The sequence below is a fragment of the Streptomyces sp. NRRL B-24085 genome, from assembly GCF_001282115.1.
In the GTDB taxonomy this organism is placed as follows: Bacteria; Actinomycetota; Actinomycetes; order Streptomycetales; family Streptomycetaceae; genus Streptomyces.
On record NZ_LJBR01000071.1, the window covers coordinates 1 to 14,280 of the forward strand.

Sequence of the window (14,280 nt, forward strand, 5' to 3'; positions counted from 1 at the left end):
CCCCACACAGGCGGCGTCCACCCCCACCCCTGGACGAAAGGCCCCCCTCATGCAACGACTGGCCCTTCGCTGTGCCCTCGCCCTCTCGCTCGGCCTCACCGCCGTGGGCACCCTCGCAGCCCCCTCCGCCTCGGCCGCCACCGGCACGATCACCGGCCTGGCCGGCAAGTGCCTCGACGTCGCCGGCGCGAGTTCGGCCGACGGAACGGCCGTACAGATCTACGACTGCAACGGCACCGCCGCCCAGCAGTGGACCGTCGGTTCCGACGGCACCATCCGGGCCCTCGGCAAGTGCCTTGACGTCACCGGCAGTTCGACGGCCAACGGCGCCCAGCTCCAGCTCTGGACATGCGGCGGCGGCGCCAACCAGAAGTGGACGGTCACGGCCGCGCGCGACATCGTCAACCCGGCCGCCGACAAGTGCCTCGACGTCACCGGCAACTCCTCCGCCAACGGCACCCGTACCCAGATCTGGACCTGCACGGGAGCCGCCAACCAGAAGTGGAACGCGCCCGCCGCCGACGGCGGCACGACGCCGCCGGGTTCCGCGCCGATGGCCGTGGCGCCCTACCTCTACAACGGCTGGGGCAATCCACCCAGCCCCACGACTGTCATGAACGCGACGGGCGTGAAGTGGTTCACGCTGGCGTTCGTCCTGAGCAACGGCTACTGCAACCCCCAGTGGGACGGCGGCCGGGCGCTGACAGGCGGAGTCGACCAGCAGACGATCAACACCGTGCGCGCGAACGGCGGCGACGTCGTCCCGTCCTTCGGCGGCTACAGCGGCAACAAGCTGGAGAGTTCCTGCTCCAGCGCCGGCGAGCTGGCGGCCGCGTACCAGAAGGTCATCAACGCCTACTCGCTGAAGGCGATCGACATCGACCTCGAGGCCGACGCGTACAGCAACGGCACCGTGCAGCAGCGGACCGTGGACGCGCTCAAGACCGTCAAGGCCAACAACCCGGGCCTCAAGGTGTACGTCACCATCGGCACCGGGCAGAGCGGCCCCGACACGAGCCTGATCAACCGGGCCGCGTCGTCCGGGCTGACCGCGGACGCCTGGACGATCATGCCCTTCGACTTCGGCGGCGCGGGCCAGAACATGGGCACCCTCACCCAGCGGGCCGCCGAGGGGCTGAAGACCGCGCTGAAGAACGCGTACGGCTACAGCGACGACACGGCCTACCGGCACATGGGCATCTCGTCGATGAACGGCATCACCGACGACCACGAGACCGTCACCACCGCCGACTTCCAGACCATCCTCGGCTACGCCCAGGCCCACCACCTGGCACGGCTGACGTTCTGGTCCGCGAACCGTGACCGACCCTGCCCGGGTGCCTACCCGAACGACGACACCTGCTCGGGCGTGAGCCAGAGCAACTGGCAGTTCACCAGCATCTTCGCCCGCTACACCGGCTGACCTCCGCGCTCCCGCCCGCGCCCCGAAAGGATCGACCACAGATGACCACTGTCAGATCCGGCCCCGCCCGCGCCCTCCTGCGGGTCCTGCTCCTGCTGGCCACCCTGCTGGGCCTCGCTGCCGTACCGCCCGTCGCGCAGGCCGACACCGCCGCGACCCCGTTCAAGGTCCTCGCCCTCTACAGCGGCACGTACGACGCGGCGCACATCGACTTCGACAAGGAGGCGAACGCCTGGTTCCCCCAGCAGGCGGCCGCCAACGGCTTCACCTACACGGCCAGCACCGACTGGGACCTGCTCGCCAACGGCGGCGTCAACGCCTACCAGGTCGTCCTGTTCCTGGACGACCTGCCGCAGACGTCCGCCCAACGCTCCGGTTTCGAGGCGTACATGAGAGGCGGGGGCGGCTTCATCGGCTTCCACGTCTCGGCGTTCACGACCGACGCGGCAAGCTGGTCCTGGTACCACAACACCTTCCTCGGCTCGGGCAACTTCGCGTCCAACACGTGGGGGCCGACCGCGGTGACCCTGAAGGTGGAGGACCGCACGAACCCGGCCACCGTGAACCTGCCGGCCACGTTCACCTCGTCGGTCAGCGAGTGGTACAGCTGGTCCAGGGACCTGCGGCAGAACCCGGACATCAAGATCCTGGCATCGATCGACCCCAGCAGCTTCCCGGTCGGCACGGACCCCAACCAGTCCTGGTACAGCGGCTATTACCCGATCCTGTGGACCAACACGAAGTACAGGATGCTGTACGCGAACTTCGGCCACAACGCGATGAACTACACGACCAACACCCGCCTCTCGTCCACGTTCGCCAGCGCGGCCCAGAACCGGTTCCTGCTGGACGGACTCAAGTGGCTCGGCTCAGGCGGCACCACGACCCCGCCGACCGGCGACCAGATCTCCGAGACCGCCTGGTACACCCTGCGGAACGACGGCAACGGCACGTGCGTGGACGCCCGTTCGGCAGCCACCGCGAACGGGACGGCGATCCAGCAGTACGCCTGCAACGGCACGACGGCCCAGCAGTACCAGTTCCGCAGCACCGACAGCGGCTACATGCGGATCACCGCCCGCGCCAACCCGGCGCAGGTGATCGACGTGACCGACCGGTCCACGGCGGACAACGCCCCGTTGCAGCTCTGGGCCTGGTCCGGCGGCACGAACCAGCAGTGGCAGCCGGTGCGCTCGACGAGCGGGCGCTACCACTTCGTCGCCCGGCACAGCGGCAGGTGCCTGACGGCCGCCGCGGCGGCGACGAACAGTGTCCAGCTCACCCAGCGGGCCTGCGACGGTTCGGCCGCGCAGGACTTCCAGCTCGCCGCGCAGTCCTGAGCCACTGCGCGGCGGCACACGGACGCGGTGCGTCCAGCCGTGCTCCGCAGTCGAGGCGGCGGGTGCGTTCTCCACATCCGCCGCCGTCGGGGCTCCGGCCGGGCCGGTGCCGAATGCGGCTACGGCCGCACGCCCTTCCATTCCTCATCCGTGAGAGCGAGGAGTCGGTCGAGGGACGAGCGCGGTGGAAGTGGGCCGTGGTCTCCCGTCACGCTCAGGGCGGACGCCGCCGTGAGGTGCCCGAGGCGCAGAGAGCGCCCCACGGGCTCCCCCCGCAACAGGCCGGCCAGGAAACCCGCCGCGAAGGCGTCGCCCGCGCCGACCGGCTCGACTACGGCGACCCGCGGAACGGGGACCGTCGCCGCGCCCGAGGCCGTGAACGCAGTCGCTTCGCGCGAGCCGTCCTTGACCACCACGACGCGCGGTGCGGGCAGCAGTTCGCGTACGGCGGCGGCGGTCAGGTGGGCGCCCCACAGATCCTGGGCCTCGTCCAGTCCCACGAAGACGACGTCGGCGCGCCCCGCGAGGTCGCGCAGCACATCCGGGGCGGTGCCCTCGGGCCACAGCGGGGCGCGGTGGTTGACGTCGAAGCTGATGGCGCAAGGGCGTTCGGCGGAAGGGACGGCGAGGGCCCGGGCGACCAGCTCACGGCAGGACGCGGACAGGGCCGGCGTGATGCCGGTGAAGTGCACGAGGGCGGCCGTGCGCATCACCTCGTGTTCGAGCAGGCCGGGGCCGAGAGCGGACGCGGCTGAGCCCTTGCGGTAGTAGTGGACCCGGGTGCCCGCGGGCGACGGGTCCTTCAGCATCAGGCCCGTCGGACGATGGGGGTCGGTGCTCACGTGGGTGACGTCGACCCCGGCCGCGGCCACGGCGGCGCGCACCCGGGTCCCCAGCGGATCGTCGCCGAGCGCCGAGACCCAGGCCGCCGGGATGCCGTGGTCGGCCAGGTACATCGCGACGTTGGACTCGGCCCCGGCGACCGACAGGCTGAGGTGGTCGGCGTCGGCGAGCGGTCCGGAGGGGTCGGGGGCCAGCGCCGCCATGGTTTCGCCGACGCAGACCACACGTCCGCGCGGGGGGCGCCACGAGGCGGTCATACGAGGGCTCCCGTGATCGGTGCCGAGGGGTCGAGCCGGAATGCGGGCGTCGGCGCGCCGGGCACGTCGACGGGAAAGGTGAACAGCGCCCCGTCGTACGGGCCGGGTGCTTCCAGGCCGACCGTGGCGGTGGTGACGTGCAGCAGCGTGCCTTCGAGACAGACGCCGGCGGGCTGTCCGGCGGGAACGCGGAGCACCCGGTCGAGGCCGCCGTGCGGAAGGTACCGGCGGACGGTGCCGGTGCCCCAGACCGCGCACCACACGGCCCCCTGGGCATCGACGGTCATGCCGTCCGGGCTGCCCTCGTCCACCGTGAAGAAGTCCTCGGGGGTGCCGACGTGGCCGGTGTCGGGGTCGACCGGGTAGCGGCGGACGATCCCGTGAGCGCTGTCGGCCAGGTACATCGTGCGTCCGTCCGCGGTGAAGGCGGGCCCGTTGGGGATGGTGAGGCCTTCGATGACCGCGGTGAGGGTGCCGTCGTGGTCGACGCGGTACAGGGTGCCGGCGCCCGGGGTGCCGTCGTAGGCCATGCTGCCCGCCCAGAAGCGGCCGGAGGGGTCGGCGACCCCGTCGTTCATGCGCATGCCGGGTCCGGGGCGGTCCTCGGGTGTGGCAAGCCATCGAGGGGTGCCGTCGGGCAGGAGGAGGCATACGCCGTTGCCGGCGGCGGCGATCCATGTGCCGGGGCGGTCGGCGACGGGTGCCACCGCGCCCAGCGGGACGGGGAGCCGGAGGAGCTCGCGCAGGGGGCGGCCGCGGTCGTCGGCGGTGGTGAGCAGGCGTCCTTCGAGGATGTCCACCAGGACGACGCCGTCGCCCGTCCAGCGGATGCCCTCGCCCAGTTCGAGACGATCGGGGCCGACGGCCGGAGAGTGCTGCCCGGTCATCCGGCGGCCTCCTCGACGGCGGCGCGGAAGGCGCGGGCGCGCTCGCGCAAGGCGCTCAGGCTGCCGCCGTCGGCAGCGTCGGCGACGAGCGGGGAGCCGACGCCGACGGCGGTGGCACCGGCCGCGAGGTAGGCGCGGGCGGCGTCCAGGTCCACGCCGCCGACGGGCACGAAAGCGGCCTCCGGGAAGGGGGCGCGCAGGGCCTTGAGATAGGCCGGTCCGCCGGCCTGGGCGGCGGGGAACAGCTTCAGCGCGTCGGCGCCCTGCGCCAGGGCTGTGTTGATCTCGGTGGGGGTCATGACGCCTGCGAGGACGGGCAGGCCCGACTCCCGGGCGGTGTCGGCGCCCGCTCCCAGACCGGGGGTGACGGCGAAGGCGGCGCCGGCGTCGCGTGCGGCACGCGCGTCGTCGGCGGTCAGGACCGTACCCGCGCCGATCGGCCGGCCGGGTCCGAGCTCGCCGGCGCAGCGGGTGATGACTCCGAGCGCGTCGGCACCGCTGAGGGAGACCTCGACCAGGTCGATGCCCTCCTGGACCAGGGCCAGGACGGTACGCAGCGCGGCGTCGGGGTCGCCTCCGCGGACGATGGCGACGAGACGACGGTCGGCCAGGGCGGCTCGTAGGTCCACGGAACGGAACTCCTTGTGTGTCGGATCAACTTCTCTGCGGGGGCGGCGCGCCCGTTGTCGCATCGCGGCCGTCAGGGGTCACGGGCAGCGGCAGCCCGCGGTCAGGGTGAGCCGCCAGCGCACTTCCCCGGAACCGGGGACGCATGCCGCGTCCCCCGGGCCCGCTTCCGCGAGGTCGAAGGTGCGGCCGAGCATGGGCTCGACACCGATGCTGCGGTAGGGGGCCGCCGCGGGGAAGCCGCCCAGGTTGCGCCACAGGGCGACCGACACCGGCTGTCCGTCGGCCTCCACGGCGAGGGCGAGCCGGTGGGATCCGTCGTGGACGCAGACCCGGCGGTCCGCGAGGACGGCACCGACGGCTGTGCCGTCCTCGGGGCCGAACCGGTCGAGACGCAGCCCGCCCGGTGCCGGCCAGTCGCCCTCCACCCAGGCCGCGCCGTCCGGCCAGGGCGTGTCGAGCAGGGCGGACGCCTCCGGGAAGATCCGTGTGGACACGCCTGTTCGGGCGCGGAGTTCGGCTCTCTCGGAGAGGTCGAGGAGCGCGTGGGCGGCCCACACGAAGCGGTAACCGGGGTCGGCCCGGAGCGTGTAGTCCGCCTCGACGCCGTCGGCGGTGGCCCGCGCGGTGCGGGCGAGGGTGAACGCGTCGCAGTCCACGCGCTCGGTGTCACCGTCGCGTGCCCACGGCCGGGACCAGGCGTCCCCGTGGTCGGGGGTCCCCCGCACGGTGGGCACGCACTCCTCCAGGCCACCCGCGTCCACGAAGGCGTCGCCGGGTACGACACCGTGCCGTGCGGGGTCCGGGCGGTGCCACAGCCATTCGCGGTCGCCGTCACGCAGTGAGGTCCAGCGTCCGCCGTGCGCGGGGTCGGTGGTGAACGCCAAGGGCATGGTCACCACTCCGTGAACGAGCCGTCGGGGTGCCGCCACACGGGGTTGCGCCAGGTGTGCCCGATGCGGTCGGCGGCGCGTACGGCGTTCTCGTCGACGGTGACGCCGAGACCGGGCGCGGCGCCCCGGTGGGCCTGTCCGGCGGTGAACCGGAACGGCTCGGGGTCGACCACGTAGGAGAGCAGGTCGGCGTCCTTGTTGTAGTGGATGCCCCGGCTCTGCTCCTGGATCAGGAAGTTCGGTGTGGCGAAGGCGACTTGAAGACTGGCCGCCAGGGCGATCGGGCCGAGCGGGCAGTGCGGGGCGAGCTGCGCGCCGAAGGTGTCGGCGAGGGAGGCGATGCGGTGGACCTCGGAGATGCCGCCGGCGTGCGACAGGTCGGGCTGGGCGACGGCGACGCCGGCGGTGAGCACGGGCAGGAACTCGGCGCGGGAGAAGAGGCGTTCGCCGGTCGCCAGTGGTACGGAGCTGGCGGCCACCAGTGCGCCCAGGAGGTGGCCGTGTTCGGGCACGACGGGTTCCTCGACGAACAGCGGGTGCAGGGGGGCGAGTTCGGTGAGCATGCGGCGGGCGCCGGCGGCCGTGAAGCGTCCGTGGAAGTCGACGGCCACATCGCGGTCGGGGCCCAGGACCTCGCGGACGGCGGCCACCCGGTCGACGACGGCCGCGGTCTCGGCGGCGGAGGCGATCGGTGAGGTCGGTCCCGCCGCGTTCATCTTGACCGCGGTGAATCCCGCCTCGACCTGCTCGGTGACCTGCTCGGTGAGCTGGGCGGGTTCGTCGCCGCCGACCCAGGCGTAGACGCGCACGCTGTCCCGGACGGGCCCGCCGAGCAGGGCGTGCACGGGGGCGTCGTAGGTCTTGCCGGCGATGTCCCACAGGGCCTGGTCGAGGCCGGCGACGGCGCTCGACAGGATCGGGCCGCCCCGGTAGAAGCCGCCCTTGGTGAGCACCTGCCAGTGGTCCTCGATGCGCAGCGGGTCCTGCCCGACGAGGTACTCGGCCAGTACGTCCACGGCGGCCCGGACGACCTCGGCCCGTCCCTCGACGACGGGTTCGCCCCAGCCGACCACACCGTCGTCGGTCTCCACACGGCAGAACAGCCAGCGCGGCGGGACCAGGAAGGTCTCGATACGGGTGATCTTCACTGCGTGCCGGTGCCTTCCGCTTCGTCGGTGGCGCCGATGCGGTCCAGGTCGCGGCCGGCCTGTTCGAGCAGGGCGCGCATGGCGGCCTCGGCGGCCAGGGGGTCCTGGTCGCGTACGGCGTCCAGGACGGCGCGGTGGGCCGGGATGGGGTCCTCGCTGTGCGGGGAGGAGTGCACGATCCGGTCGCGGTGGGCGAGGCCGGACTCGATCACCATCTCCATGCGTTCGAGGAGTTCGTTGTGGGTGGCGGCCAGCAGCGCGCGGTGGAAGGCGAGGTCGGCGTCGATGGCGTGCGCGGGGTCGGACCCGGTGTGCCCCATCGCGGTGAGCGCGTCCTCCAGGGCGGTGAGGTCGGCGTCGGTGCGGCGCTCCGCGGCCAGGCGGACGGCGGCGGGCTCGATGATGGAGCGGACCTCGGCCAGGTTCCGCAGCAGGGCCTGATCGGCGTCGCCGGTGCGGCCGCCCTCGAACTGCCAGCGCAGCACGTCGGCGTCGAGGAGGTTCCAGTCGGCCCGGGCCCGCACAAAGGTGCCGCGCTTCTGGCGGGCGTCGACCATGCCCTTGGCGGCGAGCACCTTCAGCGACTCGCGCAGCGCGGTCAGGCTCACGTCCAGCTCGCTCTGGAGCGCCACCAGGTCGAGGGTGGCGCCCTCGGGGATCTGGCCGCCCAGGATGCGACGGGCGAGGGCCTCCACCGTTTGGCCGTGCACGCCGCGGCGGGCGTAGGGCGTCATGTCGTCGGGCCTTTCTGCTTCGTGTGCTTCACGGGGGACTCCGTCTGCTGCACAGGGGGCGCGGTCATGCGGAGGCCTTCACGACACTCCAGCCGCCGTCCACGACGAGACTGGTGCCGGTGATGTAGGACGCCTCGTCGGCGGCGAGGAAGGCGATGGCCGCGGCCACCTCCTCGGGGGTGCCGAAGCGCCGGGCGGCGGTCTCGGCGACACTGCGCTCGCGATCGTCCTCGGACACCCGGTCCCAGGCCGCGGTCAGGATCGGCCCCGGCACGACGGCGTTCACGCGCACCTCGGGTCCGTACTCGACGGCGAGTTGGCCGCACAGGGAGAGCAGGGCCCCCTTCGCGGCAGCGTAGGCGGGGTGGCCGGGAATGCCTCGGTGTGCGTGGACGGATGAGATCAACACTACCGCGCCGCCTCCGGCCCGCAGATCGGGCAGGACCGCGCGCACGCCGAGGAAGCCGCCGGTGAGGTTGACGTCGAGCTGGCGCTGCCAGGAGGGCAGGGTCATCTCGTGGGCGGGCCTGACGTCGACCGTGAACGCGTTGCTGACCAGGACGTCCACCGGTCCGAAGGCGTGGGCGGCGGAGACGACGCGGGCCCAGTCCTCCTCGGCCGCCACGTCCGCGGTGACGAAGCGGGCCTGCCCGCCGCCCTTGGTGATCCGCTCCGCCGCGGCCCGGCCGGGCTCCTCGGCGATATCGGTGAGCACGACGGCGGCTCCCTCCTCGGCGAGGCGTGCGGCGGTGGCGGCTCCGATGCCGGAGGCCGCTCCGGTGACCACGGCCGTGCGGCCCGCGAAGCGGGCGCCGTGCCGTCGTACGGGCTGGTCCATCGTGGGGTTCGGCTCCTCGGTGGGGGATACGGTCATCGGCGGGTCAGGACGACGAGGTCGGCGTCGTGGCCCGTACTCCAGGTGAACGGAAGACCGTAGTGCAGCAGATGGGCGCCGCTGTACTCGGTACCGGTCTCCTCATTCGTGTATACGGCGGCCGGGTCCGTTCCGCGCAGTCGCAGCCGGGCGGGGCGGCCGGGCACCAGTGGGGCCCCGTCCAGGCGGCCGGTGCTGAAGGCGGCGACCACGACTCGCGGCCCGCCGGCCTCGGTGTACTGCACGCCGCAGGTCGCGTGGTCGGGAGTGCCGAGCAGCCGGGCCCTGCCGTGGTGGACGACGTCGCGGACCTGCTTGTAGCGGGCGATCCAGTGGGCGGCCTCGGCGCGCCGGTCGGCGTCCCAGGAGCGCAGGTCGGCTCCCACGCCCAGGACGCCGCACATCGCCAGCACGAAGCGGAAGGCGAGCGAGCGGGGGCGCGGGTCGAAGACACCGGGGGCGTCGGTGACCCAGGAGCTCATGACGTGCGGGGCGTGGGCGTGCAGGAAGCCGTACTGGACGCGGAGCCGGTCCAGCGGGGCGGTGTTGTCGCTGGGCCAGACCACGTCGGTGCGGGCCAGAGTGGCGTGCTCGATACGTCCGCCGCCGCCGGCGCAGCCCTCGACGGTGACGTGCGGGTGGGCGGCGCGCAGATGGTCCAGGACGCGCAGGTACCCGGCGACGTGCTCGGCGTCCAGGTCGAGCCGGTCGGCGAGTCCGGCGGCGGGCCGGCCCCGCTCGGTGGGCGGCCGGTTCATGTCCCACTTGAGGTACTCGATGGGATGGTCCCCCAGCAGTCGGTCGAGTGTGCCGATCACGAAGTCCTGCACGTCGGCGCGGCCGAGGTCGAGGAGGAACTGGTTGCGCACCAGCCGGCCGGGGCGGCCGTCCACGCGGTAGACCCAGTCGGGGTGCTCGGCGTACAGACGGCTTCCGGGACTCACGGCCTCCGGTTCCACCCACAGGCCGAAGCCGAGTCCCAGTGCGCGCACGTCCTCGACGAACCGGCCGAAGCCCTGCGGGAACTTCGCCGGGTCGGGGTACCAGTCGCCCAGGCCGCCGGTGTCGTCGGCCCGCCCGGTGAACCAGCCGTCGTCGACGACGAACAGTTCGGCGCCGATGTCGGCGGCCGCCTTGGCGAGTTCGAGCTGGCCTTCGGCGTCGACGTCGAACCCGGTGGCCTCCCAGGAGTTGTAGAGGACCTTGCGTGTGCGGGACAGACGTTCGCCGCCGAGGTGGCGCTCGTAGCGGTGCCAGACCCTGGACAGCCCGTCGAGTCCTTCCGCGCTGAAGGCGCAGGCGAGGCGGGGGGTGGTCAGGGTGTCGCCGGGAGCGAGGAGCACGGCGCCCTCGTGCGGCACCCGCCCGGCGCGGACGCGGACGGCTCCCCCGGGCTCCGCCTCGGCGGTGATGTGCCAGTTGCCGGGCCACTCCAGGGCGATGCCGTAGGTGGGGGTGGTGTCGTCGTCTGGCAGGGCCGCGTCCTGGACGGCGATCCAGGGGGCGTAGGCGTGTCCGGGGACCGCCTGGGTGCTGCCCATGGTGAACGTCCCGCGCCGCAGGTGGAGTTGGGTGCGGGTGAACTCCTGCGACCACTGGCCGGTCAGGTAGGTGAGGCGGGCTCCGTCGGTGACGGGCACGTTGACGGCGGCTGAGTCGAGGCGTTCCAGGCACAGTTCGCGGGTGCCGGTGCAGGTGACTTCGGTCCAGCGCAGGATGACGTCCGTGTCCGGCACAGGTGCGTAGCACAGAGTGACGTGCGCGCCGGCGACGTCGTCGGTGAACGCCAGCCGCAGTCCCCGCGCGTCCTGTGTGGCACCGCTGAACTGCCACCACAGTCCGCGCTCGCCGCCCGAGTGGTCGACGACGAGGTCGGCGCCGGTGAACGCGCGCAGGCCCTGCGGGATGTACTCGGCGGGGGCCGCGTCGGCCGGGGTGATGAAGTGGGTGCGCCGGGACCAGTCGAGCGCCGACGGCCCGTGCTCGACGCCGTGCGGTCCCCAGGCGGCGAGTTCGGCCCAGGGGCCGTCCGGGGAGAGCCGGACGGTGTAGCTGGTGTGCCGGGTGTGCAGGGTCCAGCGGTCGTCAGGGGCCGTGCGGTCGGGCGTGCGGTCGCGCGGGGTCGTCATTTCACCGCTCCCAGGTTGAGGCCGGCCACGAAGTGCCGCTGGAAGCGCAGGAAGACGGCGACGGTGGGGGCGGCGGCGATCACGGAACCGGCGGCGATGACGTTCCACATCGACACGTACTGCCCTTGCAGGCCGATGAGGGCGGCGGTGATCGGCATCTTGGTGTCGCTGCGCAGCACGGTGATCGCCCACAGCAGGTCGTTGAAGATCCATGTGAAGGACAGGGCGCTGAGCGCGGCGAGGGCGGGGCGGGTCAGGGGGAGGATGATCCGCCAGAAGATCTGCCAGGGGCCGGCGCCGTCGACGACGGCGGCCTGCTGGATCTCGTCGGGGATGGCCCGCATGAAGCCGTGCAGCACGAAGACGTAGAAGCCGACACCGAAGCCGATCTGCACCCCGACGAGGGCGGGCAGCGTGTCGTAGACGCCGATCATCTCGCTGAGCTTGGCGACGGGGATGAGCAGGATCTGCGGGGGCAGCAGGTTGCCGCCGAGCATCAGCAGCAACAGCGTCCGGCGCAGGGGGACGTCGTAGCGGCTGAGGGCGAACGCCGCCATCGCGGCGAGCGCCAGGGTGAGCAGGACGCACGGGACGGTGACGAGCAAGCTGTTGATCAGGGCACGCTGCTGGCCGCCGTCGACCCAGGCCAGGCGGAAGTTGTCGAGGGTGAAGGAGTGCGGGAGGCTGCCGAGCCCGTGCGCGGCGATGTCGTCGAAGGAGCGCAGGCTGGTGACCAGCACGAGGGCGATGGGCAGCAGCCACAGCACGGACAGTGCGCCCGCTCCGAGGTGGAACCCGGCGGTGGCGGCTCGTCGGCGCTTCAGGGCGGTCGAGTGGGCGGACATCAGTCGGCCTCCCGGAAGGCGCGCACGAGGTAGGAGCAGATGACGCCGAAGGCCAGCACGAAGATGACGACGGCGAGCGCGGAGCCGTAGCCCAGGCGCAGGGACTGGAAGGCGGTCGAGTACATGTAGGTGCTCAGCAGCTCGGACGAGTGGTAGGGGCCGCCCCGCGTCAGTGACCACACGACGTCGAAGGAGCGCAGCGAGTCGATGACGATGACGGACAGGACGACCGCGTTGACGCTGCGCAGTTGGGGCAGGGTGACGTGCCGGAAGCGCTGCCAGGCGCTCGCGCCGTCGACCTTGGCGGCCTCGTACAGGGCCGGGTCGATGCCCTTGAGTCCGGCGAGGTAGAGCACCATGACGTAGCCGATCTGCCGCCACAGGGCCGGCACGATGACCGCGTACAGGGCGGTGTCCTGGTCGGCGAGCCAGGCGTGCCGCAGGCTCTCCAGTCCGACGGCGTCGAGCAGTTGGTTGAGGACGCCGTCCGGCTGGTAGATGGCCTGCCACACCAGGGCGGTGGCGACCAGGGAGAACACCACGGGCAGGAAGAGGGCGGCCCGGTAGAAGCCGACGCCGCGCCGCTCCTGCTGGAGGAGCAGGGCGGTGGCGAGGCCCAGCAGGGCGGACAGTCCGCCGAACAGGACCAGCCACAGGACGGTGTCGATCGCCGCGGTCCTGAAGACCTCGTCGCCCGCCATCTCACGGAAGTTGCCGAGGCCGATGAACCGGGGCGCGGAGACGCCGTCCCAGGAGGTGAGGGCGAGGTAGAAGCCCTGGAGGGCGGGCCAGAAGACCCACACCGCCTCGGCGAGCAACGGCACCAGGACGAAGGCGAGGACGAGCGGCGGGACCCGGCGGACGGGCCCCCGGCCGCGTCCGCCGGTGGGCGTGGCAGCCGGGGCCGGGCGTGCGGGGGTGAGCACGGCCACCTCAGGCGCTCCAGATCTTCTGGGCGTCGCGCTGCCAGTCGGTGAGGATCGACCCGATCGACTTCGGCTTGGCGATGAACTTGGTCAGCGCGGTGTCGGCGGTGGGCTGAAGGGCGTCGCTGGAGTCCCGGTTGAAGAACTGGGTGATCTCGACGGCCTCGTCGATGTGGGCGCGGCCCTTCTTCACCAGTGCCGTGCCGGAGTCCTTGGCGTCGGGGTTGCAGGGCAGGACCGTGCCCGAGGAGCCCTTGATGTAGATCTCCTGCGCCTGCGCGGTGGCGAGATAGCCCATAAGCTCGGTGACCCGCTCGGCACGACCGGTGCGTGCGCTGGCGAAGTAGCCGTCCACGGGGGCCTCTTCGGCGAGCGGCACCTTGGGGTCGATGACCGGGAAGCGGAAGAAGTCGATGTCGTCGAGGGCGTCCTTGGGGGCCGCGTCGGCGAAGAAGGTGCCGATCAGCATCATGCCGGTACGGCCGTTGAGCAGCGCGGTCGTGGCGTCCTGGAAGGCGAGGGCGGTGCCGTCGGGGTCGAAGTACGGCAGCAGCTCGGTCCAGCGGTCGAAGACCTTGCGGACCTCGGGGTCGTCGAACCGGTGCTTGCCCGCCAGGAGTTCACGGTGGTAGGGCGCACCGTTGATACGTATGTCGAGGTAGTCGAACCAGGCCGAGGCCACCCAGGGTGTGTTGCCGCCGGCGCCGAGCCCGATCGGTGCCACTCCCTTGGACTTGAGCTTGTCGCACAGGTCGAGGAAGTCGTCCCAGGTCTTGGGCTCGCTGACGCCCCACTTCTCGAAGTTCGACTTCCGGTAGAACATGCCCCACCAGTAGTAGGTGGAGGGCACGAACACCTTCTTGCCGGAGCTCGCTGTGCACAGCGTGCTGAGCGCCTTGGAGTAGCGCTTGAGGTCCGGCGAGGAGGCCCACAGGTCGTCGAGGCCGAGCAGCAGGTCCTTCTTGGCGTAGGCGTCCGCCACCGAGCCGGGGTACCAGGTGTAGACGTCCGGCGGGTTGGCGGAGGTCAGGTAGGTCGGCAGCTGGGTGCGGAACGTCTCCGCGGCGACCGTGTTGAGGGTGACGCGTCCGCTGTTCTTCTTGCCGTAGGCCGCGACGAGGTCCTCCATCGCCGCCTTGGCCTGCGGCGCGGACAGGTTGGACTGGAGGCTGACCGCGCCCGAGGACGAGGACTTCGAGGACGAGGTCGAGGTGACGCAGCCGCTGAGCAGCGCCGCCGTGCCGGTGGCGCCGAGCCCGGCGAGGAAGCGCCTGCGGCTGGTGTGTGGGTTCGGCATGGATGGTTCTCCCTGAGGGTTCACGCGGCGGCACCGGGGGCGTTGGGGGCCAGCGGC

13 protein-coding genes are annotated in these 14,280 nt (G+C 72.2%); 2 read left to right on the plus strand and 11 right to left on the minus strand.

The window, feature by feature from the left end:
* Window positions 1–49: 49 nt before the first annotated feature.
* The gene (locus AOJ26_RS10925; RefSeq protein WP_053848031.1) at window positions 50–1,423 is read left to right on the plus strand and encodes a chitinase; all 1,374 of its coding nucleotides are present in this window, start codon (window positions 50–52) and stop codon (window positions 1,421–1,423) included.
* 41 nt (window positions 1,424–1,464) lie between these two features.
* Complete coding sequence (locus AOJ26_RS10930; RefSeq protein ID WP_053848032.1) at window positions 1,465–2,763, plus strand: ThuA domain-containing protein; 1,299 nt, start codon at window positions 1,465–1,467, stop codon at window positions 2,761–2,763.
* 119 nt (window positions 2,764–2,882) lie between these two features.
* Here AOJ26_RS10930 and AOJ26_RS10935 read toward each other — a convergent pair whose 3' ends face one another.
* From AOJ26_RS10935 to AOJ26_RS10985, 11 genes are all read right to left on the minus strand, one after another.
* Window positions 2,883–3,863, minus strand: a complete 981-nt coding sequence (locus AOJ26_RS10935; protein WP_053848033.1) for a sugar kinase — start codon at window positions 3,861–3,863, stop codon at window positions 2,883–2,885.
* A complete protein-coding gene (locus tag AOJ26_RS10940; RefSeq protein WP_053848034.1) occupies window positions 3,860–4,750 on the minus strand; it encodes an SMP-30/gluconolactonase/LRE family protein in 891 nt (296 codons plus the stop codon). The genes AOJ26_RS10935 and AOJ26_RS10940 overlap by 4 nt, the downstream gene beginning before the upstream one ends.
* Window positions 4,747–5,379, minus strand: a complete 633-nt coding sequence (locus tag AOJ26_RS10945; RefSeq protein WP_053848035.1) for a bifunctional 4-hydroxy-2-oxoglutarate aldolase/2-dehydro-3-deoxy-phosphogluconate aldolase — start codon at window positions 5,377–5,379, stop codon at window positions 4,747–4,749. Before AOJ26_RS10945 ends, AOJ26_RS10940 begins: the two co-directional genes overlap by 4 nt.
* A 78-nt stretch (window positions 5,380–5,457) precedes the next feature.
* Complete coding sequence (locus AOJ26_RS10950; RefSeq protein WP_053848036.1) at window positions 5,458–6,270, minus strand: hypothetical protein; 813 nt, start codon at window positions 6,268–6,270, stop codon at window positions 5,458–5,460.
* Window positions 6,271–6,272: 2 nt separating this feature from the next.
* Entirely contained in the window at window positions 6,273–7,418 is a 1,146-nt protein-coding gene (gene dgoD / locus AOJ26_RS10955; RefSeq protein WP_053848037.1) for a galactonate dehydratase, read from the minus strand.
* Window positions 7,415–8,152, minus strand: a complete 738-nt coding sequence (locus tag AOJ26_RS10960; protein WP_053848038.1) for a FadR/GntR family transcriptional regulator — start codon at window positions 8,150–8,152, stop codon at window positions 7,415–7,417. Before AOJ26_RS10960 ends, dgoD begins: the two co-directional genes overlap by 4 nt.
* Window positions 8,153–8,216: 64 nt before the next feature.
* On the minus strand, window positions 8,217–8,990 hold the full coding sequence (locus AOJ26_RS10965) for an SDR family NAD(P)-dependent oxidoreductase (RefSeq protein WP_053848039.1): 774 nt from the start codon (window positions 8,988–8,990) through the stop codon (window positions 8,217–8,219).
* Window positions 8,991–9,022: 32 nt separating this feature from the next.
* Window positions 9,023–11,155: an alpha-galactosidase gene (locus AOJ26_RS10970; protein WP_053848040.1), complete on the minus strand. Its 2,133-nt coding sequence runs from the start codon at window positions 11,153–11,155 to the stop codon at window positions 9,023–9,025.
* Window positions 11,152–12,000, minus strand: a complete 849-nt coding sequence (locus tag AOJ26_RS10975) for a carbohydrate ABC transporter permease (RefSeq protein WP_053848041.1) — start codon at window positions 11,998–12,000, stop codon at window positions 11,152–11,154. Before AOJ26_RS10975 ends, AOJ26_RS10970 begins: the two co-directional genes overlap by 4 nt.
* Window positions 12,000–12,932, minus strand: coding sequence for a carbohydrate ABC transporter permease (locus tag AOJ26_RS10980; RefSeq protein ID WP_053848042.1), 933 nt, complete (start codon window positions 12,930–12,932; stop codon window positions 12,000–12,002). The genes AOJ26_RS10975 and AOJ26_RS10980 overlap by 1 nt, the downstream gene beginning before the upstream one ends.
* A 1-nt stretch (window position 12,933) precedes the next feature.
* Window positions 12,934–14,223, minus strand: a complete 1,290-nt coding sequence (locus AOJ26_RS10985; protein WP_053848043.1) for an ABC transporter substrate-binding protein — start codon at window positions 14,221–14,223, stop codon at window positions 12,934–12,936.
* Window positions 14,224–14,280 lie beyond the last annotated feature (57 nt).